The 24,824-nt window shown below is 42.5% G+C and carries 22 protein-coding genes and 1 riboswitch; of the genes, 2 read left to right on the plus strand and 20 right to left on the minus strand.

Annotation, left to right across the window (positions count from 1 at the left end):
* Nucleotides 1-115 precede the first annotated feature (115 nt).
* Nucleotides 116-1,003: a YitT family protein gene (locus NMM13_RS01710; protein ID WP_254727188.1), complete on the plus strand. Its 888-nt coding sequence runs from the start codon at nt 116-118 to the stop codon at nt 1,001-1,003.
* A 41-nt stretch (nt 1,004-1,044) separates the two neighbouring features.
* On the opposite strand, the gene NMM13_RS01715 is transcribed toward NMM13_RS01710, so the two are convergent.
* The 13 genes from NMM13_RS01715 to NMM13_RS01775 form a co-directional block, all read right to left on the minus strand.
* Nucleotides 1,045-1,701, minus strand: coding sequence for a CBS domain-containing protein (locus NMM13_RS01715; RefSeq protein ID WP_254727191.1), 657 nt, complete (start codon nt 1,699-1,701; stop codon nt 1,045-1,047).
* 173 nt (nt 1,702-1,874) lie between these two features.
* Nucleotides 1,875-2,585, minus strand: a complete 711-nt coding sequence (locus NMM13_RS01720) for an ABC transporter ATP-binding protein (RefSeq protein WP_003008277.1) — start codon at nt 2,583-2,585, stop codon at nt 1,875-1,877.
* On the minus strand, nt 2,585-3,349 hold the full coding sequence (locus NMM13_RS01725; RefSeq protein ID WP_003005595.1) for an ABC transporter ATP-binding protein: 765 nt from the start codon (nt 3,347-3,349) through the stop codon (nt 2,585-2,587). Before NMM13_RS01725 ends, NMM13_RS01720 begins: the two co-directional genes overlap by 1 nt.
* Entirely contained in the window at nt 3,349-4,296 is a 948-nt protein-coding gene (locus NMM13_RS01730; RefSeq protein WP_003008278.1) for a branched-chain amino acid ABC transporter permease, read from the minus strand. The genes NMM13_RS01725 and NMM13_RS01730 overlap by 1 nt, the downstream gene beginning before the upstream one ends.
* A 3-nt stretch (nt 4,297-4,299) precedes the next feature.
* Nucleotides 4,300-5,169: a branched-chain amino acid ABC transporter permease gene (locus tag NMM13_RS01735; RefSeq protein ID WP_021153669.1), complete on the minus strand. Its 870-nt coding sequence runs from the start codon at nt 5,167-5,169 to the stop codon at nt 4,300-4,302.
* A gap of 81 nt (nt 5,170-5,250) precedes the next feature.
* Nucleotides 5,251-6,408, minus strand: coding sequence for an ABC transporter substrate-binding protein (locus NMM13_RS01740; protein ID WP_023918808.1), 1,158 nt, complete (start codon nt 6,406-6,408; stop codon nt 5,251-5,253).
* Between the two features lie 108 nt (nt 6,409-6,516).
* Nucleotides 6,517-6,795, minus strand: coding sequence for a DUF2129 domain-containing protein (locus NMM13_RS01745; protein ID WP_003013098.1), 279 nt, complete (start codon nt 6,793-6,795; stop codon nt 6,517-6,519).
* Nucleotides 6,796-7,072: 277 nt separating this feature from the next.
* Nucleotides 7,073-7,663, minus strand: coding sequence for an ATP-dependent Clp protease proteolytic subunit ClpP (clpP, locus tag NMM13_RS01750; protein WP_021153673.1), 591 nt, complete (start codon nt 7,661-7,663; stop codon nt 7,073-7,075).
* A 129-nt stretch (nt 7,664-7,792) separates the two neighbouring features.
* Nucleotides 7,793-8,422: a uracil phosphoribosyltransferase gene (gene upp / locus NMM13_RS01755; protein WP_254727193.1), complete on the minus strand. Its 630-nt coding sequence runs from the start codon at nt 8,420-8,422 to the stop codon at nt 7,793-7,795.
* A 221-nt stretch (nt 8,423-8,643) separates the two neighbouring features.
* A complete protein-coding gene (mgtA, locus tag NMM13_RS01760) occupies nt 8,644-11,304 on the minus strand; it encodes a magnesium-translocating P-type ATPase (protein ID WP_254727197.1) in 2,661 nt (886 codons plus the stop codon).
* A 208-nt stretch (nt 11,305-11,512) separates the two neighbouring features.
* A riboswitch (M-box (ykoK) riboswitch) is annotated at nt 11,513-11,669 on the minus strand.
* A 35-nt stretch (nt 11,670-11,704) separates the two neighbouring features.
* Nucleotides 11,705-12,868 (minus strand): MalY/PatB family protein, encoded by a 1,164-nt coding sequence (locus NMM13_RS01765; RefSeq protein WP_254727200.1) that lies wholly within the window; start codon nt 12,866-12,868, stop codon nt 11,705-11,707.
* A 1-nt stretch (nt 12,869) separates the two neighbouring features.
* The gene (locus tag NMM13_RS01770; protein WP_254727203.1) at nt 12,870-13,967 is read right to left on the minus strand and encodes a cystathionine gamma-synthase; all 1,098 of its coding nucleotides are present in this window, start codon (nt 13,965-13,967) and stop codon (nt 12,870-12,872) included.
* Nucleotides 13,968-14,258: 291 nt separating this feature from the next.
* Nucleotides 14,259-15,887, minus strand: a complete 1,629-nt coding sequence (locus tag NMM13_RS01775) for a polysaccharide biosynthesis protein (RefSeq protein ID WP_254727206.1) — start codon at nt 15,885-15,887, stop codon at nt 14,259-14,261.
* An 87-nt stretch (nt 15,888-15,974) separates the two neighbouring features.
* Here NMM13_RS01775 and NMM13_RS01780 point away from each other — a divergent pair, with 87 nt between their 5' ends.
* Nucleotides 15,975-17,420, plus strand: coding sequence for a UDP-N-acetylmuramoyl-L-alanyl-D-glutamate--L-lysine ligase (locus NMM13_RS01780; RefSeq protein ID WP_254727209.1), 1,446 nt, complete (start codon nt 15,975-15,977; stop codon nt 17,418-17,420).
* Between the two features lie 39 nt (nt 17,421-17,459).
* Here the strand turns inward: NMM13_RS01780 and NMM13_RS01785 are convergent, their stop codons facing one another.
* From NMM13_RS01785 to NMM13_RS01815, 7 genes are all read right to left on the minus strand, one after another.
* Nucleotides 17,460-18,110 (minus strand): DUF1803 domain-containing protein, encoded by a 651-nt coding sequence (locus NMM13_RS01785; RefSeq protein ID WP_061591022.1) that lies wholly within the window; start codon nt 18,108-18,110, stop codon nt 17,460-17,462.
* Between the two features lie 190 nt (nt 18,111-18,300).
* Nucleotides 18,301-18,879 carry a TetR/AcrR family transcriptional regulator gene (locus NMM13_RS01790; protein WP_254727212.1) on the minus strand — a complete coding sequence of 193 codons (579 nt, stop codon included), beginning with the start codon at nt 18,877-18,879 and terminating at the stop codon, nt 18,301-18,303.
* Entirely contained in the window at nt 18,879-19,580 is a 702-nt protein-coding gene (locus tag NMM13_RS01795) for an MBL fold metallo-hydrolase (RefSeq protein ID WP_254727215.1), read from the minus strand. Before NMM13_RS01795 ends, NMM13_RS01790 begins: the two co-directional genes overlap by 1 nt.
* 269 nt (nt 19,581-19,849) lie before the next feature.
* Entirely contained in the window at nt 19,850-20,362 is a 513-nt protein-coding gene (locus tag NMM13_RS01800) for a YiiX/YebB-like N1pC/P60 family cysteine hydrolase (protein WP_254727218.1), read from the minus strand.
* Nucleotides 20,363-20,425: 63 nt separating this feature from the next.
* Nucleotides 20,426-21,361: a manganese-dependent inorganic pyrophosphatase gene (locus NMM13_RS01805; RefSeq protein ID WP_003005572.1), complete on the minus strand. Its 936-nt coding sequence runs from the start codon at nt 21,359-21,361 to the stop codon at nt 20,426-20,428.
* Nucleotides 21,362-21,485: 124 nt separating this feature from the next.
* Complete coding sequence (pflA, locus tag NMM13_RS01810) at nt 21,486-22,280, minus strand: pyruvate formate-lyase-activating protein (RefSeq protein ID WP_003005017.1); 795 nt, start codon at nt 22,278-22,280, stop codon at nt 21,486-21,488.
* A 213-nt stretch (nt 22,281-22,493) separates the two neighbouring features.
* Nucleotides 22,494-24,803 carry an endonuclease/exonuclease/phosphatase family protein gene (locus NMM13_RS01815; protein WP_254727221.1) on the minus strand — a complete coding sequence of 770 codons (2,310 nt, stop codon included), beginning with the start codon at nt 24,801-24,803 and terminating at the stop codon, nt 22,494-22,496.
* Nucleotides 24,804-24,824: the final 21 nt, after the last annotated feature.

Raw genomic sequence — 24,824 nt, forward strand, 5'->3', positions numbered from 1 at the left:
ACCAAAAATAAGGGTAAAAATCTTGTATTTTAGGAGAGAAAATTTTTCAAAGTCATTTTCATTTTTTCACTTTTTTGTTACAATATTCTTATAAAGTTTTAGGAGACAACCTATCATGTTTAAATTTAAAGATATTCTGGCTATCATTTTTGGGGCCGGCATTTTTTCGTTTGGGATCTATTTTTTAGTCATTCCCTTTCACTTCTATGAAGGAGGAGCAACAGGGATTACCTTGATCACCTATTACCTTTTCAAAATCCCTGTATCCATCATGAACTTGCTGATCAATATCCCTCTCTTCGTTTTGGCTTGGAAGCTCCTGGGCAAGAAATCTCTTTATCTGAGCTTACTGGGGACCTTTTCGGTTTCGGCTTGGATGGCTATTTTTGAAGCCATGCCCCTCAGCCACCGCTACCATCACTTCATCTTTGACGCCTTTAAAGGAGATATTCTGCTTGCCTGTATTGCCTCAGGGGTTGTGCTTGGTTTGGGGCTAGGGATCATCTTCAATGCTGGAGGAACTACTGGAGGAACAGATATCCTCGCTCGCATCTTTAATAAATACACTTCCCTCAGTATGGGAAAACTCATGTTGATTGTAGATGCCATTGTTCTGACAACTGTTGTCGTAGTCTTCCAAGATGTCCGTACCGCCATGTATACTCTCTTCTTCATCCTGATTGACACCCTTGTGATCGACTTGATTGGAGAAGGTGGTTTTGCTGGAAAAGGCTTCCTCATCGTTACATCTAAACCAGAAGAAATTGCCCAAAAGGTATCTGACGATCTGGGTCGCGGGATTACCTTTATCCGTGGGATGGGCTATTACAGCCGTAAGGACCTGGATATCGTCTACTGTGTCGTTTCGCGGAATGAGATGAAACAAATGAAAGATATCATCAATCGTATTGATCCATTCGCCTTTATTACGATTTCCGAAGCCCATGAAATTCTCGGCGAAGGCTTCACTTTAGATAGAGAAAAACAACCCATTACTCGTTAATACAAAAATCAGACTGGATGATCATCCAGCCTGATTTTTTATTAAATAGCTTTTGCGCTAGTTCGAATGATTTCATCGACTTTCAAACCGTTGGCTTCAAATTTACTACGGATTCCTTCTAGATCTGTCACCCCATCAATTTGGACTTCGATAACGACACGATCGTCTTTGGTTGGGATATTGACTGTATTGGCGATGTTATACCCTTCTTCTACAATCAAGTGAATGATTTGCTCGAGAACGCCAACCTTATCTTCCGTCACAAAGCGTACACGGACTCCTTCTTCTCCATAACCGGACACTTCAAGGAAGGCACGGAAAATATCACGATCCGTGATGACACCGGATACTTGCTCATTGTCCACGACTGGAAGAATTCCCACCTTGTTCTTATACATGAGGTAGGTCGCATCTTCTAAGCTAGCAAATTTTGAGATGGTAATGACATCGCGAAGCATGACATCTTTGACCTTAGTTTTGTTCAAGAGATAGTTCATCTCATAAATCGACAAGCTGGTTGCTTTAGATGGACTTGCTTCTGCAATCGTACCTTCTGTCACTAAGCCAACTAATTGATCATTTTCAATGACCGGTAAACGGTGTAAGCCTTGTTCGCGCATCAAATCTGCCGCATGAGCAATTGTCGTATCTGGACTAATGTAAACCACTTTACGTGTCATAAAATCTTTAACAGCCATAACAAGTTCTCCTATGCTTTTATTAGTTTTATTATACTTGATTTTAAGAATGATTTCAAACGCTTTCAGCAGTTTTCTCTTGTTTTCAAAATTTAGAAAAATCAAACAGGAACAATGAAAAAGAAAGGCCTTTTGGACCTTTCTTTTTAACATTCTAGTGAACTTTAGAAATCTTATCCACCAAGGTAAGCCTTGCGGACTTCTTCTGAGGCTAAGAGTTCTTTTCCTGTTCCGGAAAGAACGACTTTCCCTGTTTCCAAAACATAACCGCGATCTGCGATGGCAAGGGCCTTGTTGGCGTTTTGCTCAATCAAGAGAACGGTTGTTCCTTGTTTTTGGATATCTTGGATGATATCAAAGATTTCTTGGATAAAGATTGGGGCCAATCCCATAGAAGGTTCATCCAACAGCAAGAGTTTTGGTGTTGACATAAGTGCACGACCCATTGCTAGCATTTGTTGTTCCCCACCAGATAGGGTGGCTGCATCTTGGTTCTTCCGTTCTTCCAAACGTGGGAAACGTGAGAAGACTTTCTTCAAGTTAGCTTGATTTTCTTCTCGATCTTTCTTCAAGAAAGCTCCCATTTCCAGGTTTTCCATAACGGTCAAGCCAGGAAAGACATGGCGGCCTTCTGGAACTTGAGAGAGTCCAGCAGCTACAATTTTTTGAGCCGGAACCTTTTGAATCTCCTGACCCAAGAACTCAATTTTCCCAGCACTTGGACGTACCAAGCCTGAAATGGTACGAAGAATAGAGGTTTTCCCAGCACCGTTAGCACCGATAAGAGAAACAACTTCTCCTTCATTGACTTCAAAGCTGACATCTCGGACAGCCTGGATCATGCCGTAGTGTACAGAGAGGTTTTCAACTTTTAACATAGACATTAGGCTTCACCTCCAAGATAGGCTTCTATTACGCGTTTGTTGGTCTTGATTTCATCTGGCGTACCATGGGCAATCAAGCGACCGTATTCCAATACATAAATCCGTTCTGTTACTTCCATAACCAAGCTCATATCGTGCTCGATCAGCATGATCGTAATATTAAATTCTTTTTGAATGCGACGGATCAATTGGGTCAATTCTGCTGTTTCTTGAGGGTTCATCCCTGCAGCAGGCTCATCCAAGAAGAGGATTTTTGGCTCTGTAGCAAGGGCACGAACGATCTCCAAGTGACGTTGTTGTCCGTAAGCTAAGTTTTTGGCCAAGGTATCTGCTTCTTTTTCCAAACCAAAAATCGCTAACAATTCAAGGGCTTTTGCTTTCAAAGCTTCTTCATTCTTGTAATAGCTTGGCAAGCGGAAAAGACTCGCAAAGACATGTGGTTTGTGGTGATTAGCAAAGGCAATCAAGACATTGTCCAACACGCTCAAATCTTTAAAGAGACGAATATTTTGGAAAGTACGTCCCAGACCACCTGCAGCGATTTTATAAGGTGCTTTACCATTTAGGAGCTGACCATCTAAGGTAATGGTCCCTTCACTTGGTTCATATACCCCTGTTAGGAGGTTGAAGAGGGTTGTTTTCCCGGCACCGTTGGGTCCGATCAAACCAACCAATTCCCCTTCATTGAGTTCCATGGTCACATCCCCAACGGCTGTCAAACCACCAAAGTTTTTTGTTAAATTTTTTACTTCAAGAAGTGCCATTAGTTAGCCTCCTTTTTTGAGAGTAGTTTTTTCAAGCTGAATTCCCATGTTCCAAGAAGACCACCTGGACGGAAGATCATCACGAGAATCAAAGCCAATGAGTAAATGATCATACGTACACTTGAGAAGTCTTGAAGCACCATATTCAAGATACCCAAGACGATGGCTGCTACAACTGTTCCTGACATTGATCCCAAACCACCAAACACGACAATGATCAAGACATTAATGGTATTGGTGAAAGAGTAATCTTTAGGAACAACAGATCCGATAAAGCCAGCTTGGAGAGATCCAGCAATCGCCGCTGTGATCGCACCAAATACAAAGGCGATGACTTTGACTTTGGTCGTATTGATCCCAACAGATTCTGCTGCGATTTCATCTTCACGAACAGAAAGGGTAGAGCGTCCAATTGGACTGCGTAAGAAGTTAATCGTAAAGATCGTTGTAATGACAACAAAGAGGTAAACCAATTGCCAAGTTGTAAAGGCTGGCAAACCAAGGATCCCAGCAGCCCCATTGGTGAGAGTACCCCCATTGACGATCAAGATCCGGATGATTTCAGAAACCCCAAGTGTCGCAATCGCGAGGTAGTCCCCTTTCAAACGAAGGGTTGGAACCCCAACGATCAAGGCAACGACACCAGCAATCAAAGCACCTAAAACCATCGCGCCAAAGAAAGCACCATAGGTTGGTGATTTAGAACCGAGAATGGCTGCAGAATAGGCACCAATCGCCATAAATCCGGCATGCCCGAGCGAGAATTGACCTGAGAAACCAACAATGAGGTTCAAGCCAACTGCAAGGATAATATTAATTCCAATTTGTTCTAAAATTTGGATATAGAAGAGGTTGAGCACACCCGCTGCAACCAAGACTTGGATCAAGGCAAAACCTGCGACCAAAAGACCAAGCCAGACTAAATTCACTTTTAAATTTTGTTTCATGGCTTACACCTTCTCTTTCACATTTTTACCGAGGATACCTGCTGGACGGATGAGCAAGATCACAATTAAGATGGCATACACAATGGCATCACGGAAGTCTGAAAGACCGATCGCTGTAGCGAAGGTTTCCAACAAACCGATAACAAATCCACCTAGGGCCGCACCTGGAATGATTCCGATTCCTCCAAGAACGGCTGCGACAAAGGCTTTGATCCCTGGTGTCATCCCCATCAAAGGCTCGATCGAGTTGTAATACAAACCAATCAAGACACCACCAGCACCTGCCAAGGCTGATCCCAAAGCAAAGGTAAAGCTGATCGTACGGTTTACGTTAATCCCCATCAATTGAGCGGCATCACTATCGACAGATACAGCCCGCATGGCTTTCCCCATCTTTGTCTTTTGAATAATAAATTGAAGAGCGACCATCAAGAAAACAGACACTCCCAAGATCATCAACTGAATATTGGAGATTGAAATAGGACCGAAGTTGTAACGAACCGTTTTAATCACTTGCGGGAAGGAACGGGTATTGGCCCCTACGAAGAAGACCATCCCATATTCAAGCAAGAAGGAAACCCCGATGGCTGTGATCAAGGCAGCAATCCGAGTCGAATGACGAAGCGGACGATAAGCCAGGTATTCAATTACAACCCCTAAAATAGCTGTCCCAACCATTGCTAGGAGCAAGGCTACAAAGAAGTTCACTTTCCATGAGTTCAATAAGAAATATCCCATAAAGGCACCTACCATGTAGATATCCCCATGGGCAAAGTTGATCAATTTGATAATTCCATACACCATGGTATAACCAAGGGCCAAGAGTGCATAGACACTTCCCAAGATTAGACCGTTCACTAATTGCTGGAGCATTTGAACCATCCTTTCTAACAATAAAGAGCGAGGCCAGGAATTTTCATTCTCCCAGCCTCTTGTACAAACAACAAATGATAATTATGGTTTTACAGACTCAACTGATTTGACTTTACCATCTTTCAAGCCAATCATAAGAGCTGATTTAACCGGGTTGTGGTTCTTGTCAATTGACATTGTACCAGTCACACCTTCCAAGTCTTTCAACTTCGCAAGGTTATCTTTCAATTCGACAGAGTTCTTAGCACCTTTAGATGCTTCTGCAACCATGTAAACTGAATCATAAGCCAAAGCTGCGAACATTGAAGGTTCTTCATTGTATTTCGCTTTGTATGCTTCTACGAATTTCTTGGCTTTATCAGTCATTTCACCTTCAGTAGAGAATCCAGCTACGTAGTAGATATCTGTAGCTGCAGCAGGTGTTGCTTGTTCAACGAACTTAGCATCGCTAAATCCATCCCCACCAATGATTGGTTGTTTGATTCCCATACCACGCGCTTGGTTTACGATCTTACCAGTTTCAGTGTAGTAACCTGGAAGAACAATCGCATCGAAGTCTTTATCTTTGATTTTTGTAAGGGCAGCTTGGAAGTCTGTATCCTTAGATTGGAAGGTTTCTGTTGCTACGATTTCACCTTTGTAAGATTTCTTGAAGGCTTCAGCAATCCCTTTCGCATAGTCAGATGAGTTATCGTAGTAAAGAACGACTTTCTTCGCTTTCAAGTTATCAGTTGTGTACTTAGCAATGATTTTTCCTTGGAAGCTATCGATGAAGGTTGCACGGAAAAGGTAATCTTGACCTTTTGTCAAATCATCTTGAGTTGCAGATGGTGTAACCAATGGCACACCTGCTTTACCAGCATTGGCAACGGCTGCTGCAGTAGCACCTGAAGTTGCAGGTCCTACAAGAGCGTTCACTTTTGATTGGGTTACAAGGTTTGTTGTGACTGTAGCTGCTTCAGCTGTTTCAGATTTGTTATCTTTATCTGTGACAACGATCTTCTTACCGTCAGCTCCACCCTTAGCGTTGATTTCATCAACGGCCAATTGAGCACCTTTTTGTTCAGCGCTACCGTAGGCTGCTACTTCACCAGTTTTTTCAAAGTTAAAACCGACTTTTAGTTCTTTGCCGATTTCGTTACCAGTTGTGTTTGAACCTGAAGTAGAAACTTCACCACAAGCAGCAAGAAGAGCGACACTTGCAATGGTTAAAAATGAAAGAGCAAATTTTTTCTTCATTTGTAATGATCTCCTTAAATGAATCTTAAAATAAATACATTAAGAATATACCGAATTATCTGACAATTGTCAATAAAAAAAACGCAATCCATCAAATGATTGCGTTTTCTAACCTTCTGTGACCACAGATGGGGTCTCCAATCGTTGCAAACTCCCCACAAAATCTGTATCTAAATCTTTGAGATGGCAAGGCAAGACCTTTTTGACATAACGTTCTTTCTTTAAGTCTTCCATGACTTGATCGGCCTTGTCACTGTCCACATACAATTGGACATAACGGCATTTCTTAGAATGGTACAAGACATCTCCGACAGATTGTAATTTTTTCCCGTCTCGATTGTAATACAATTTAACAATTAAGCCTGTTCTTTCTTGTTTCTCAAACATGGTCAATCCCTTTCTCGTTCTGTTACTAGTATATCAAATTTCAAGAAAAAGAACTACTCTTTTATGAGAGCAAAAAAGAGAGTGGGACAGAAATCGGTAATTCGTTAGAATTCGATTTCGTCGTCCCACCTCCGCACAGTTGAGTAGGGTTGTAAAAGCTGATGAAATCAGCGTAGTAGAGCCCACTCAACCACTGCGTTTTGCTCGACAATCCAAAAATAATTGAGAGGCTAGGACTTTTGTCCCAGCCTCTTGACGGACCTTCCCATCGGATGGTTTAACCCAATTTATTATTGGCCATGATTTCATCAATAAAGCCATATTCAAGTGTTTCTTGTGCGCTCATCCAATTATCACGTTCCGCATCAGCATGCACTTTTTCAATGGATTGACCTGAATTTTCCGCAAGGATTTTTTCCAAGTTATTCCGTGTTTTGAGCAAGTGTTCTGCTGCAATCGCCATATCGGTTTGTTGGGTACCACCACCAGTACCACCCATTGGTTGGTGAATCATGTACTCGGCGTTTGGCAACATGAAGCGTTTGCCCTTCGCACCGCTTGAAGCGATAATTGTTCCCATAGAAGCTGCCATCCCCATGACAATGGTTTGGACATCTGACTTGATAAAGTTCATGGTATCTACGATGGCAAGACCTGCAGAGACAGAGCCTCCTGGTGTATTGATATACATATAGATATCTTTTGTATTATCTTGGGCATCCAAGAAGAGCAATTGAGCGATAATGGAGTTAGCCATTTGGTCCTCAACGGGTCCTGTTACCATGATAATTCGATCTTTCAACAGACGGGAATAAATATCGTAAGAACGTTCTCCACGACTGGTTTGTTCAATAACTACTGGAATCATCTATTCTTCTCCTTTAGTATCCATTCATTCTCACGATTCGTGAGGTTCAAAGTATATGTGCTATTATAAACCAATGGTCAAAAAAGGTCAAATCTAAAGCACCTTTTGGACGAATCATGAATGGTTTCTTTATTTGGTACCGAATAAACGGTCACCTGCATCCCCAAGACCAGGAACGATGTAACCATGTTCATTCAAATGTTCATCGAGGGCTGCAGAAAAGATGTCGACATCCGGATGCGCTTCTTGAAGAGCTTTCACCCCTTCTGGTGCTGCTACTAAGCAGACAAACTTGATATGGCTAGCACCACGTTTTTTCAAAGAATCAATGGCTAGAATAGCAGATCCACCCGTTGCAAGCATCGGGTCTACTACAAAGATGCGACGTTGATCAATATCTTCTGGTAATTTCACCAAGTATTCGACGGGTTTCAGGGTTTCTTCATCACGATACATCCCGATATGGCCAACCTTGGCTGCTGGCACCAAACTCAAGAGGCCATCAACCATCCCAATCCCTGCACGAAGAATGGGAACAATAGCCAATTTTTTCCCTGCGATTTGCTTTTGAACAGTTTTGGTAATCGGAGTTTCAATTTCAACGTCCTCAAGAGGCAATTCACGCAAAACTTCGTAGCCCATCAACATAGCAATCTCATCTACTAATTCACGAAAGGCCTTTGTAGAGGTATCTGTACGACGGAGAATAGACAATTTATGTTGAATGAGTGGATGTGTAATAACTTCTAGTTTTCCCATTTTTGAGATCCTTCTTTCTAAGCTGCTATCTTTTAAAAAGGAGCTTGGATTGAGGAAGAGTCAAACTTTCCCTCTTTCTGTTACTCCTTTTTGATACGCGCAACACGTGGAAATCTTCATTTCCAACTTTATATTCGTCTTATTATACCAAATTTCACCAAAAAAAGAGAGCCCTTACACTTAATTTTTTAAAGTTCGGACTCACTCTTTCTATGGAAAAATCACAACCATTCCTTGTATTTCTTGATATAGATACGTTTGACAACCGTCACACTAAGCATATAGAGGACGATAATCGCAAACAATAGAACAAAGTACAATCCATTGAGTTGGCTCAACTTCAAGATAGGGGCCAAAGGACTATATGGAAGGGAGGTCACAAAGATGGCTGCTGCTAGGGTCGTCACCACAACTGAGAAGGCTGGACGACTTTGGATAAATGGCAATTTTGGTGAGCGCAACATATGAATAACCATAGTTTGCGACCACATGGATTCGATAAACCATCCGGTTTGGAAAACCATGATAAAGGCTGCTGCATCTGCTACTCCATGGTTGTAGCCATGACCTAAAATCATTGGGACAACAAGGAAGTAGAGAAGCATGTAGGTAATAATATCAAATACGGATGAAATTGGACCGATCCAAGCCATGAAGCGCATAATAGAATTGGCTTCCCAGATACGAGGTTTCTTGAGGAATTCCTTGTCGACATTGTCAAAAGGAAGGGCGATACAAGAAAGATCATAGATAAGATTGAGCACAATCAAATGAACAGGAGCCATTGGAAGGAAAGGCAAAAAGATGCTGGCGAAGAGCAGAGAGAAGATGTTCCCGAAGTTAGAAGAGACCGTCATCTTGATGTACTTGGTCATATTGGCATAGACCTTGCGGCCTTCAACCAAACCTTTTTCAAGGACCATCAAATCCTTATCCAGAAGGATGACATCTGCCGTTTCCTTGGCGATATCCACAGCGGTATCCACGGAGATCCCAACGTCTGAGACCTTCATGGATGGAGCATCGTTGATCCCATCTCCCATGTAACCAACCTTGTGGCCATTATTCTTGAGGCAGAGGATGATCCGCGCTTTTTGATCTGGTGATAGTTTGGCAAAGACCGTTGTTGTTTCCACAACTTCTGCTAACTCTTGGTCTGTCATCGTATCGATTTCGCTTCCCAAAAGAATCCGCTCGACATCTAGTCCTACTTTTTCACAGACAGCTTGGGTGACCTTTTCATTGTCCCCAGTTAAGATCTTGGTGGTTACCCCATATTCTGCAAGAGCTTTGATTGCTGGAGCTGCAGAAGGTTTTGGTGGATCAAGAAAGGCAAGGTAACCGGTTAGGATCATGTCTCGTTCATCTTCAACACTAAAGATTTCATTTTCGTCCAAGTCGGTTTTGTAGCTGACTCCCAAAACACGAAGACCTTGTTCATTTAATTGAGCGACCTCAGCGAGGACCTCTTGACGGACCTCGTCTGTTAATCGTTTGATATCACCCTTGTATTCAACATAAGTCGATACAGAAAGCATTTCTTCCAAGGCACCCTTGGTCACCATGCTGACCACACCGTCTTCGTCTTTGACAATGACACTCATGCGACGACGTTCAAAATCAAAGGGCAATTCATCTATCTTATGGAAGGTTTGATCTAAATCGCGGACGATCTCATGTTTCTTGGCTTCTTTATGGGTTCGATTGATAATCGCCCGGTCCATCAAATTTTTTAGCCCAGTTTGGAAATAGGAATTCAAATAAGCCCGGCGAAGGACTGATAGATCCAAATCGCCATGGATATCAAGCGGATACTCCAAAACGATTTCGTCTTGGGTCAAGGTTCCTGTCTTATCTGTACACAAAATATCGATGGCACCGAGGTCTTGGATCGCATTGAGTTTTTTGATAACGACTTTTTCCTTAGCCATGATGATGGAGCCTTTGGCAAGACTCGCCGTAATAATCATCGGCAACATTTCAGGAGTCAAACCAACCCCAACACTGAGGGCAAAGACACCTGCTTCTAACCAGTCACCATCTGTTAGGCCATTGATCACAAAGACGACGGGCACCATGACTAACATGAGCCGAATCAAGAGCCAAGAAATGGTGTTCATTTCTCTCTCAAATGAGGTTGGTTCGTCATAGGTGTTGATGGTTTGCTCAATGGCGCCCATCATGGTTTCATCCCCCACGACCAAGACTAAGGCAGTCGCCCGGCCGGAGATGACATTGGTCCCCATGAAGGCCAAGCTTTCACTCTCCAAGAGACTATCTAAGTTTTGACTGTCGGCTTTTCTAAGACAAACCTTTTCAACAGCATCACTTTCCCCTGTGAGACCAGATTGTTGGACAAAAAAGTCACGGGAATCAATCAAGACCACATCTGCTGGGATCATATCGCCGGCACTCAGTTTGATCACATCTCCGACAACGATTTCATCGATCGGAATTTCTTGTTCTGATCCATCACGCAGAACGGTCGCAGTATTGACAATCATACGTGATAAGTTGCTGGCAGCTTTGTCGCTCCGCAATTCTTGAATGAAGCGGATCCCACCAGAAATCAAGACCAAGGTCACAATGATGATGGAGGTCGTTGGGTCCTGCTCACCTGGCTTCGCTAGCCAGACATTGGTGATGAAGGAAACCAGCGCAATGACCAACAAAATCACCGTAAAAGGATTGATGATCGATTCGTAGATCTTTTTGATCATAGAATCTTCTTGACCTTTTGTGATGACATTTTCGCCATAGGTATCGCGGTTTTCTTCTACTTGATCGTCAACTAGACCAAGGGCACTGGTTTTGTAGGTGGCAAAGGTAGTTTCAAGTGGTTCTTGAAGAGCAGTAATGAATCTTTCTTTATTTGTTTGCATTGGTATCTCCTTTTTCAATCAGGAGCCAATCACTTTTGGAGTCCCTACGACACAAATCAGCGATTGGCTGGCTCGGTGCGGTTCGGGATGATCGTCGATTTGTATCATAGCTCTCTCCTTTCACTTTTCTTGGTAAGGCATAAAAAAGAGTCCTACCCTCGATCGGTAGGACTCATGAAACTTGTCATTTATTTTTTAATCAAAACTCTTAAAAAATTGACCGTTCAAGCTTTAGCTCCGCAAGGCGATGAAATGAGCTTAGTCTTGACCTTTGCGATCAGGACTGTTGACCAACGAGTAGTGTCTCCACTGCTTTGCGGTAGTCATCCGTATCCTTGTGGTAGCCTCACCTACCGTATTTCGAGTTTATTTTACTCCTTCATTTACAGAAAGTCAACACTTATTTGTGAAAAATATCAACTAATCGTTTGGTAATTTCTTCAATAAGAGAGAAAGGAGCCGCTACATTAAGGCGGGCATGCAAGGTTCCTTCTTTTCCGAAATCTGTTCCACGGTTCAAAATCAATTTGGCTTGGTCATGGATTTTAGCATGTAGCTCATCATCGGTATAAGGATAAGCTGAAAAGTCCAACCAAAGAAGATAGGTTCCTTGGGGCTTCATGACCCGGATATTGGTCTTTTCCTGCAATTCATCTACAACATAGTCAATGTGTTTTTCAAAGACTTGCTTGAGCTCTGTCAACCAAGGTTTGCCATGGCGATAAGCTGCTTCTGTAGCAATATAGCCCAAGCCTGAGATTTCATGTTGGTTATTGGCCAATTGCCGTTGTTTAAAAGCTGTGCGAAGTTTTGGATTTTCAATAACCACATAAGAATTTTTTGTTCCTGCAATATTGAAAGTCTTGGTTGCACTGGTTAAGATCAAGCTAAAGTCTTTAAAGCTTGGGTCAACTGTGTTAAAGCTGATATGACGCTGGCCAAACAAGGCTAAATCTTGGTGGATCTCATCTGAAATGAGAAGGACACCATGTTTTTGACAGAGATGGCCAATTTTTTCCAAGACCTCACGATCCCATACACGGCCTCCAGGATTGTGCGGATTGCATAAAACATAGAGTTTAACCTCTTGCTCCACAATGTCTTTTTCTAGCTGATCAAAATCGATTTGGAAAAGTCCGTCTTTTTCAACTAATGAATTTTCGATCAATTTTCGACGATTGAGCTTGACGCTTCGTGCAAACGGAGGATAGACTGGTGTATTGATTAAGACAGCATCCCCTTCCTTGGTGAAGGCTTGAATGGCTGTTGAAATAGCTGGCACAACACCTTCGATAAAGACGATCGCTTCCTTGTCAAAGGAATAGCCGTGCTCATTTTTTTCCCACTCAAGGATCGATTGATAGAGGCTGTCTGCTGCATAGGTATAGCCGTAGACCATTTGGTCAGCATAGCCAATTACCGCTTCTCGCACTTCTGGAATGACGTTAAAATCCATGTCCGCGATCCAAGCCGGAATGATCTCTGGATCCGTCTCTGTCTCTTTCCACTTATAGGTATGGTGGGTCAAGCGATTGGGTAAAGTCGTAAAATCATATTTGCTCATCTTAAGCCTCCAATGCTTGTTTCAAATCGTCAATCAAATCATCCGCATCTTCGATTCCGATAGACAAACGAAGCAGGTCATCTGTCAAGCCGTATGAATGACGAACCTCTGCTGGAATATCAGCGTGGGTCTGAGTAGTCGGATAAGTGATCAAGCTCTCCACTCCGCCCAGACTTTCTGCAAAGGTAAAGACTTGAAGAGAATTTAAAAAGTTAGGAATTTTTTTCTCATCTTGAATTTTAAAGGAGACCATTCCCCCTTTTCCAGTATAGAGAACTTCTTTAACCTGAGGTTCTGTTTTCAAGAATTCGACCACCTTGCGAGCATTCTCTGTCGAGCGCTCCATCCGAATCGAAAGCGTCTTGATCCCACGGATCAACAGATAGCTGTCAAATGGGGAAAGAACAGCACCGGTCGTGTTCAAATTGTAAAAGAGTTGGTCATACAGGTCTGGATCATTTGTCACGACAACACCAGCCAAGACATCGTTGTGACCAGCTAGGTACTTGGTTGCTGAATGAAGAACAATATCAGCACCCTCTTCAATTGGGCGTTGGTAAATAGGGCTATAGAAGGTATTATCCACCACGACTTTGGCACCTTTTGCATGGGCCAATTTGGCTAAATGATCAATATCAAATTCCAACATCAATGGATTAGTTGGTGTTTCAATATAGAGGACATCCACCGGATCATGATCTAGATGGTGGATCAGTTCTTCTTCTGTATTGGCATAGGTGAAAGAGAAACGACCTTCTTGCTCTTGTTGGTTAAACCAGCGGAAAGAACCTCCATAAAGGTCACGAACGGCCAAGACTTTTGAACCAACAGGGAAAATGCTAAAAGCAAGCACAATAGCTGACATTCCAGAGCTTGTCGCCAAAGCATAATCTGCACTTTCGATAGCTGCCAAAGTCTTTTCAGCTGTTGCGCGTGTTGGATTTTTCGTACGGGTATAGTCAAAACCTGTAGACTGACCAAATTCTGGGTGTTGGTAAGTCGTAGAGAAATGCAAAGGAGTCGTCAAAGCTCCCGTTGCTTTATCCGACTTGATTCCTGCCTGTGCCAAGATAGTATTGATATTGCGTTTTTTACTCATATTGCCCTCCGATAAACATTCAATCTAACTGCTTACTATTTTATCACTATTATGAGGAGAGCGGTTTTCCCATTTTCAAGACCTAGCTATAGTTTCAAACTATAAGAAAAGAGAGTGGGACAGAAATCGGTCATTCGTTAGAATTCGATTTCGTCGTCCCACCTCCGCACAGTTGAGTAGGGCTGTAAAAGCTGATGAAAGCAGCGTAGTAGAGCCCACTCAACCACTGCGTCTTGCTCGATAATCCAAAAATAATTGAGAGGCTAGGACTTCTGTCCCAGCCTCTCAGGTTTATTTAATCCGAAATTTTTGTCTAAGACGTGTAGCTTGACCTCCGATAAAGCGGTCAAAATACCGTAGCCATAATCCTAAGGCTCCATAGATAACAACCCCTAATCCGCCAATGACGATGATATAAATCATGCTCGATACACGGCCATTTGGTGGGAAAATCCAGCCCAAAATCAAACCGGCGATCAAGACTCCAAGTAGCATCACCACGGTCAGAATGGAACCAAGCAAGGTCCGCTTGAAGACGATGGTGCGATTAAACTGAGTAATGGTTTGGATCTCCCGATACATGAGGACGATTGGCACCATTAACGCAATGGTCGTTGACAAAAGCGGCCCATAAGAACGAAAGACCAGAATAAATGGAATTTGGAGGACCAATTTCACTACTACTCCATAGAGGAAGTAGCGAATAGCTTTGCGGTTTTGGAAGAGAGCTTGAATCATTGGGGACAAGACTGTGTAAAGACCCAAAATTACCGTTTGCAACATCGCTACGATAAAGAGTCCCAAAGCCAAGCCATCTGGTTGCCCATAAAATACCGTATAAAGTGGTTTTGCGACTGCTACTGCACCAAAGGTAGCTGGAAGCAAGAATGCTAGCAACATAGTCAAGTTATCCTGTACGAGCTTGCCTGCAGCTTTTAGATCGCCCTTGACATAATTCTCTGTCAACAGTGGAATTCCTACTCCCCCAATCGAAGTCGCTACTGCGATCAAGATCATGGTGATTTTGTTTGGATTAGCAGAGAAATAACTAAACATGACCATCAGCTGTTTCTGACTATAATCTGTAAACCAAGACATGACATTGATAAAGGTCATCTGGTCGACAATTTGAAAGAGCTGAATGGCGGAACCAGTGATGATGAAAGGAATGGCCTCACGGATAGTATCCATGAGAAGCGCACGAGTATCGATTCCTTCACTTCCCTCTTGCTTTCTCAAAATAGATGAGAGCAAGCCTGTTTTTGCAAGGTAATAAAAGAGAACCAGAAGGCTCGCTCCCATACCGATAAAGGCAGCAAAGGTCGACTGCGTAACAGCCTGCACATAATCTCCTGAGCCAATCTTCATAATGAAGAAGGTCGTGAGCAACATCCAGATGACCCGGATGACTTGCTCTGCGATCTGGCTAATGGCATAAGGTTTCATGTTGTTAAAACCTTGGAAAAATCCGCGAATGACACTCATCGAAGGAAAGATCAAGACAGCCCAAGAAAGGCTCTGCATGATCGGAATCAACTCTTTTCCCCCACCTGAAAGGCTCGCAAAGACAGGAGATAAAAGATACATGAGAATGGCAAATCCAAGGCCTAGAATTCCCATGAATTTCAAGAATCCTCGAATCAAAGCAAAGCTATGATCGGCTTGATCCCGGGTATTGTACTTGGCTACTTGCTTGGCAACAGCTACAGGTACCCCAGCTGTCGAAATCAAGAGAAACCAAGCGTAGATATTGTATCCCATTGTAAAAAGACCATTGGCTTGTGGCCCATATTTTCCCATCCAAATATACCAAGGAATAATATAAGCGGCTCCTAGCAAACGGCTGATAAAATTGCTGGCTGTCATCCAGGCAGTCCCGCGTAGCATCTGGGCTTGCTGGTCATTTTGTTCGTGACTCATAAACGTCCTCTTTCGTTTCTTCTTCTCTTCATTATAAACTTTTCCATGTTACTTGTAAAATTCAGACTTTCGGTTTACAATAGTTTTATGATTACAATTGAACAAACCCTCAACATTTTAAAACATGACCAAAATTTCCGAGAAGTTCTAATGAATGGTGAATACCATTACCATCTAGAAGGAACAAGTTTTGATGCCATTAGCTATGATAGCCGTAAGGTGTCTGCTAGCACCCTCTTTTTTGTCAAAGGGGCGAACTTCAAAAAAGAATACCTGGAACAGGCGATTTCTAATGGGCTCGGCTTTTATGTCTCTGAAAAAGATTATGAAGTTGGTATCCCTGCCATTCTTGTCAATGATATCAAGCAAGCCATGAGCTTAATTGCCATGGAGTTTTATGGGCACCCTGAGAAACAATTAAAATTATTAGCTTTCACAGGGACCAAGGGAAAGACAACAGCGGCCTACTTTGCTTACCATATTTTGGAACAAAGCCACCGACCAGCTATGCTGTCTACCATGAATACGACACTGGATGGTATAAACTTCTTTAAATCAGCCCTGACCACACCAGAGAGCTTGGATCTTTTTGCTATGATGGCTCAGGCAGTAGCCAATGATCGGACTCACCTGATTATGGAGGTCTCTAGTCAGGCCTATCTGGTGAAACGGGTTTACGGTCTTACCTTTAACGTCGGCGTTTTTCTAAATATTAGTCCTGACCATATTGGACCGATTGAACATCCAACTTTTGAGGATTACTTCTACCACAAACGTCTCCTCATGAAGAATAGCCAAGCTGTTGTCATCAATAGCGATATGGATCATTTCTCTGTCTTGAAAGAACAAGTCGAGGACCAGGAGCACGACTTCTATGGTAGCCAGTCTGAGAATCAAATTGAAAACTCCAAAGCTTTCAGCTTCTCAGCTACTGGTAAATTAGCTGGAGACTATGATATCCAACTCATTGGTCGCTTCAACCAAGAAAATGCTGTGGCTGCTGGACTTGCCTGCCTTCGCCTAGGTGCGAGCCTCGAGGATATCCAAAAAGGGATTGCTAAGACGCGCGTTCCAGGCCGAATGGAAGTCTTGACTCAGCAAAACGGCGCTAAGGTCTTCATCGACTACGCCCATAATGGTGATAGCTTGAAAAAACTACTCTCTGTTGTCGAAACCCATCAAACGGGGACCATTTCACTAGTTCTCGGATCAACTGGGAATAAAGGAGAGAGCCGCCGCAAGGACTTTGGCATACTCTTGGAAGACCATCCTGAGATCCAAGTCTTCCTCACAGCGGATGATCCCAACTATGAAGATCCTTTGGCTATCGCTGAAGAGATTAGTAGTTTTATCACGCGCCCTGTCGAGAAAATCGCAGATCGCGAAGAAGCCATTCAACTGGCTATGGCGACAACCAGCAAGCCTGAAGATGCTGTTATTATCGCTGGAAAAGGAGCAGACTGCTACCAAATCGTCAATGGCGTAAAAGAAGAGTATCCAGGTGACGCCGCCATCGCTGAACGTTATCTATAATCAAAAAAAACAAGGCTAGGAAGTTTTCCTAGCCTCTTTCTATTGTTTGATAAACATCAGTCTTTCCTTATCCAAGTCCACTGCTAATTCATATTTGCCTTCATCATTTTTGCGGATATAACCTAAGACTTCTAAACTATCGACAAAGATGTCCTTGCGCTTTTGCTGGACTTCTTCTTTTTTGAGAAATTTGAGCAAAAAGCTGGTCATATACTTAAGAGCATACTCAGGATTGACATCTCCCAAGATGGCATAGAGCTTTTCTTGATCCTCCGTCAATGGGTATTGGTGAGCTACCTTATAAAAGTAATTGGAAAGGGTCTGTGCATGTCGCGCAAAGTCCGTCTCCTCTATGAGAATCGCTGCATTGGTCGTGTTGCGGAGTTCCGTTTGGAAGACCTTGGCTTTTAATTCTTGATAAACTGCACTGTCCTCTCGAACAAAGACCTCCTGATCCAAGTCAACAAGATCAGCTGACTTCAAGAAGGGCAGGTTGAGGGTGTAGCGTTTATTTTCTCGAAGGATGAAGCCCGCTTTGATATACTCCTCCATCAGCTTATCCACTGGTTGATCTGGAAATTGGGCCTTGATTTGCCGCAGGATCACATCGTCATGCTGATCCAAAAAGTTGATCAAGTCCTTGAAAAATGGCTGACGTGTCAAACGTGTGGGATTAATGATTGTAATCATAAATAGGTCTCGTTTACTGTTTTATCGGTTCGTTCTTATTGTAACATAAAAATTAGTTTAAGCGAAATCAATACCAAAGGACAAAATCTTCAATTTATGGATAGGCAGGCAAGAGGGGAAAATAAGGCAATAAAAGAACTTAGTCTTTTCAATCCAAGTTTACTGTAGAAGCCCCATAAGTTATTCCAACTCATTTCATTCCTATTATTTTAAAAGAAATAAAATCAGTCAGTAGTTGCTTAATGCGTTCTGGACATTCTTCATTGTCCCTACTGTAGATACTTACTAAGCCATGTAAAAAAATAAAGATTCCACTACGAATATTTAGCGCTTCTGCATCAGATAAGTTTTTCGGTAAAAAGACATCAATAGCTTCTTCCAATAAACGATAACTTTTCATTCTCAATTGCATCAACGGTTGCGAACAATCGCCTGAATCTTCATGCTCTCCACGGTAAAAAATCAATAATTCATAAAAATTACGTTCTCTAAACCCAAAATCCACGTATGTTTGACAGATTTGAAGCAGACGTTCCTTATCATTCTGCTTGGAATGACTGATTTCTAAGCAAGTATGATAGAGGTGAGTTAACGGTTTTTCCGCTACTGCATATAATATATCCTCTTTCTTTTTAAAATACTGATAAATAGCTGAATGTGAACATCCTGCAGCTTGAGCAATCTGCCTGATTCCTACTTTTTGCTGAGATTCTGTCCGGTAAAGTTCCTCGGCTGCCTTGATAATTCTAGACCTTGTATTCTTTGCCATTACAAACTCCCTTTAAACCCATCCGATGCCTCAAAATCTCGTACAGCATCTTTTACCTCACTACCATGACAAACACTAACAAGTGCCTGTGAATAATCCTTGAGAATTCTTTCACCACTAGCTAAAGCCTGTCTCATATCTGCTGTATATCCTTTCATTGGTGGACGCAACTTTCCATTTCTCGTAGCTGTAAAAAGATCTCCAGCAATTAAAACTTGATCCTCTTCATGGTAATAAACAACATGACCAGGGGAATGACCAGGAGAAAATAGGGGTTTTAATCCTGCCCTACTTAACAAGTCTTGACCTTCTTGACTTTCAACAGTTATAAAAGTAGCCGGATCAAAAATCACTTTTTCCGTCTCTTTTCTATTAGGAAAAGGTTCTTTGCCTGAAATATAGGGGAATTCCTTCTCACTGATTAAAGTCGGGATGTTCCCAAAGTGCTGTATAAGATAGGGCAAACCTTTGATATGATCTGGATGTCCATGGGTCAGAAAAATTGCTTCAATTTTTTGTGGGAGTAAAAACTGGGCAGCGTACTTCTCCATTCCTCGCATTCCCGTATCAATCACATAAAAGCGACCAGATGATTCAACTAGCCATATGCTGACAACAAAAATGCCCAATTCGAACTCAAACTTTTTTATATGTGGACTGATTTGTTTTGTACGTGTTAATAAACGATACAAGAAAGACATATTTACTTCCTCCTTTGATTTCCAGCAAAAACTAACCAGTGGTTAGTTTTTTGTGAAGTATATCATATTTTATCTGTCTAAACAAGAAACATCCAGAGGATATTAGAAAAAAATACAACTTTTACAAGTTGTATTCGAACGTAGAACATATTTTTAAAATCAGAAAATAATATATCGAGACTTTCCGCTGTGAGGAAAGGATTAAAATATTATTTTTCTTTAGTTTGATGTAACTCTTATAAACTGTATCAAAGATTCAGATTGTTGTTTCATGAATCCAAATCATCCAAATACCTTTCTTTAAACTGTAGCTGTTGTGATTGGGCTAACTGACTAGGATTGGTCCCGGGCTGATCTAAAGGAACCGCTAGACCGAGCCCTCTGTAGTAATCTTCCCAAAACGGACTAATCTCTTGTTCCTCATCTCCAAACTTCATGGGAATGGTTTCAAAAATAGGGAGTAGTTCTGCGATGAACTGGGAACAGTAATAACCATCTCCATCCGGATAAAAGGAAGCATTGTAGGGAGCCCCTAAAAGGTTTTCTGCCCGCTTCTTGACTTCTTTGAGATCGATTTTCGGGTAGCGATAAAGGTCATAGACTTTCTCAGCTTCAAAGAAATCTTCGGGTGACTGGGCAAGGACACCGCCTTCCACCGTTGCATGATAGACCTGTCCGTCCAAAAAGATGGCCACATGGCTATAGTTGCCAGTTGATGCCTGGATGGCTTGCCCCATTTCTGTATTTTCACTGACAAAAATCAAATCGCCCGTCTCTAACATGATCTTCTCCTAGCAAAAAAGGAGCCGAAACTCCTTTTTAATAATGGGTTTTCCCACCTATCATTAAGCATTAAAGCTTTCTGTCAATTGTGGTACCACTTGTTTCTTACGTGAAACGGCACCTGGAAGGAAAGCGTGGTTGTTTTCAAGTTTGAAGTTGAAAGCTGCTTCTACCTTGTCCATGTTGGCACCAAGAGCCAAAATTTCTGAGTTTGAGTTGACGATGTCTGTAATCATCAAAACAAAGTCAGAGTAGCCGTTAGCTGCATTGGCAGCTTGGATAGCTGCTTCGATTTCAGCTTGGCGTTCCAAAACTTCCGCAATATCAACTGTGTTCACTTGAGCCACACGAACGTTGTTTCCGTTCAATTCAAAAGTCTTAGCATCGATATCGATCAATTCTTCTGCTGATTTGCTTGCCAAGTTAGTACCAGCCTTGAGCATGGCAAGACCGTATTCTTCTAAGTTGACACCAGCCAATTCAGCCAATTCAGGCGCAATCACTTTATCAGATGGGTGTGTTGTTGGAGATTTCAAAAGAAGAGTATCTGAAATCAAACCTGAAAGCATCAAACCTGCCAATTCTTTTGGCACTGCTACACCGTGTTCTTTGAACATGCGGTAAACGATAGAAGATGCTGATCCAACTGGTTCCAAACGCATGTAAAGTGGGCTAGCAGTTTCGAAGTTAGCCACACGGTGGTGATCCACTACACCATAAACTTCTACTTCAGCAATATCTGAAACAGATTGTTGGAATTCATTGTGGTCCGTCAAGATGACTTGTTCTGCACCTTCTGCTTTAGCTGATGTGATGACGCGTGGTGCTTCCACACCAAAATAGTCCAATACGAAAGCTGTTTCTTCATTTGGAGTTCCAAGAGCCACTGCTTCTGTATCCAAACCATAAGCTTCTTTTGCAAGATAAGCAAAAGCTACAGATGAGCCGATAGCATCTGAGTCAGGATTTTGGTGACCAAAAACGAGAATTTTTGACATGTTTCTACCTCTTTATTTCATTTATAGATTCACTCTATTTTAGCACGTTTTGCCATTTAAAGAAAGGGAATAGTTGTGCATTTCAATAGAAAAGACAGCTGGAGTGACCAACTGTCTATACTTTTTATCCTTTGACCCGTTTCAGGTAATCTTGGTAACTTTCTGTTTCCATCAAATCTTTTGCATTTTGGACACGTTCTTTTGTCGGTGGTTTCACACCCTCCAACTTGTACGGAATGCCCAATTCACGCCATTTGAATTCCCCCATAGTATGGTAAGGAAGGATCTCAAATTTATCGACATTTTTAAGGGTTTTAACAAATTTTCCAAGCTCGATCAAGTCATCATCTCGGTCTGTCAAACCTGGCACCAAAACGTGACGAATCCAGACTGGTTTTCCAATATCAGATAGGTACTTGGCACAAGCTAGAATCGTTTTATTGGTATGGCTGGTCACAATTTTGTGACGTTCATCATTGATTTCCTTGATATCAAGAAGCACCAAGTCTGTCACTGCCATCAAGCGGTCAAATTTTTCCAAATAACGAGGCGTATTCCGGAAAGGAAGAGCACAGGTATCCAAAGTACAATGAATGCCCAACTCTTGAGCCTTGGTAAAAAGTGCAATCAAAAAGTCAATCTGCAAGAGGGCTTCTCCACCACTGACAGTGATTCCCCCTTTTTCGCCCCAAAATCCACGATAACGGAGGGCTTCTTCTAAGACATCATCCACCGTCCGCTCACGGGACTTGTTGGTTTCCATTGCCCAAGTATCTGGATTGTGGCAGTATTGACACCGCATTTGACAGCCTTGAAGGAAGACAATAAAGCGGATCCCAGGCCCGTCTACTGCCCCAAAACTTTCTGTTGAGTGTACCATTCCTGTTACTTTTCCATAGTCAACTGTTTCATTTTCCATTGAGGAACCTCTTCTCTTGAAAACGTTTTATGGTTTTATTATAACACGATTCCATCTATTTTAAAGAGTTTAAGCTTCTTTTTGAAAAGAAACTGTTCTTTTCAGTAGTTTTCATTGTCCTAGTACAGTTTCCAATATGGGACTATCTGTCCTGTATTTTAGGAGAAAAAAAGGAGCCAGCGACTCCTTTTTTAGATCTTTCTTTTGAAAACGTTAGTAAGTCTTTTTCTTCTTATACCAGACAAGACTCATCGTAGCTATTGCCACTCCAAAAAGAGCTAGATAGCTTGTTTCTTGTCCAGTTGATGGAAGGATTTTCCGCTTGCCTGGTGTCTTCGTTTCTGTTGTTGCCTCTTCCTTGTCGTCTTGCTTCTCATCTTCGTTCTTGCCCTTCTCTTTGCTTTCAGCTGTTGAACTCTTTTGTTCATTAGCTTGGGCCTGATGAGGGACTAGTTGAGATCCTGTATTCGATGAGGAAGGGCTGTTTTGATCCGTTGCTTGGACTGTATTTCCTTGTTGATCATCCGTCGGCGTTCCTGGAGTTTGTGCTCCACTAAAGTCGATTTGGACCAAGACAGGATCATGGTCTGATGCACGACCGTGTTCCTTCATAAAGGAAGCATTGATATGGACTGGTTCAAACCTTGCTTTAGCTGCCATGTTGTTTGAGATAAAAATGTTATCCAAAACCTGATTGCTTCCACGGTAGAAATAAGAATAGCGATCGCCTGCATCATGTTGGGCCATTAAGTTTGTTAGTTCGTTGCCAGCAAGGATCTGCGCCGTGGTTGAGAAATCGTAGTCATTAAAATCACCCGTCAAAACAAAGGTGGTCTTCGGATTTTGCTTCAAGCCTTCTTGAACGAATTGATGGATGACACTAGCTTGTGCTTCACGAGTTGGCAAGGTATGTTCCACTGCTGGTTGGCTTGCCCCATAAATAGCATCATCTCCGATTTTTGATTTCAAGTGATTGGCAATCACCACAACTGGTTGACCTTTGAATTCAAATTCAACAGCTAAGGACTTGCGAGTATGATCAAACGATGGGTCATTAGGGGCAATCCGAGCTGGATTTTTAACCAGGTGTCCCTTGTCAAATTGCGCTGCCTCGTTGCTAGTTGCTGCCTCTTTTTTGGCTAAGGTTACGCGTTCTGGATTGTAGAGGATTCCCAAACGAATATTGGAACCAGGCTTTCCTCCGTCAGCGCCATCTACTGGAGCAACCTCCGTATACTCATAGCTCTTGCCACCCAATTCCTTGATCCGATTGGCTAGTTTGCGTCCACTTTCAACACCACTGGTCGTTCCGTCATCCACACTACCATTATTGTCCTGCACTTCGATCAAAGTAATGATGTCTGGATTGTGAATTTCATGGATAAAGGAATTGGCAATCAGCGTCACCTTATCCTCTGGGGTTTCATTTTTGGCATTGTTGGCCGAGAAATTTTCAATATTGTAGGAAGCGATGGTCAGCTTGTCCTCACTTGGTTGGGTTTGAGCTGCTTGACGCTGCAAGCCACCGTCTTGGACCATCAACTGTTGAGTGGGCTCTAATTTATAGAAGCTATTTCGATACGTTACCACTCCTGTCACATCTTCTGTAAAGTAATCCTTGGCTTTTGCGACAAACTGATTCCCAACATAAATCGGGATTGTCGCTGTATTTTGCGCATGTGGCCGTAGATTCAGACCCCCAATATTGTTAAAAGGAAGGCCTGTAAAATCTTCTCCCAATACATAGATATCTCCTTTGTACTGGGGACCAAGGACATGCGGTTTCTTCACCACCGTGAGCATTCCTTCCAGGCTTTCCCAATAATCGAGGGCATCGGTTTCTGGAGCATAAGCAGTCGGATTAGGCTTCACATCTGCTGGCATGCCCGCAGTGATATTCACAGCTTCTGGAAGAGGGGCTGTCCCGTCTTTGGTGATCCAAGCATCGACCAGCATGGTCACTGTTAAACTATTCGTTGGTTCCTTAAAGGTCTTCCCTGCTCCCAAGGTAACCTCTTCCATATAGCCTTCCTTGACGGTACCGGTGATTTTCACCTTGTCGCCGACTTTCACCTTGTATTTGGAAACAACATAAATCCCATCTGAAGTCCGACTATTGCCATCCGATTCAATATCTTGGGCATAAAAACCATAGCGGTCTGTCTTGGTCACCACTGCATTTTTGATAGCTACCTTTTGGCCTTCCAGTGGAGAGCGTTGCGATTCCCCTTGAATGTCCCCGATCTTAACCGTTTTCTCCTCAGTATCGTCTGAGGAACTGCTAGATGTCTCTTCTTTATCACTCGAAGCTCTCGTCGTAGCGTCTGTAGTTGTTGTTGTAGCGGAAGTCGAACTATTTGTCGAGCTTTCCTCGCTGCTAGTATTCGTCACAAGCGCTGGCTCTGAAGTCGAAGCTGTGGTCTCGTCTGCAACTACCGTGAGGGCACTGCTAAAGACCCCCAACTGACTAGCCAATAAGGTGGCTACTCCCAGTAGGCGAATCTTTTTACCGTTTTTTCTCATGCGTTTCTCCATCCCTAAAAA

It is taken from the genome of Streptococcus sp. CF8_St5-11, from assembly GCF_024295625.1.
In the GTDB taxonomy this organism is placed as follows: domain Bacteria; phylum Bacillota; class Bacilli; order Lactobacillales; family Streptococcaceae; genus Streptococcus.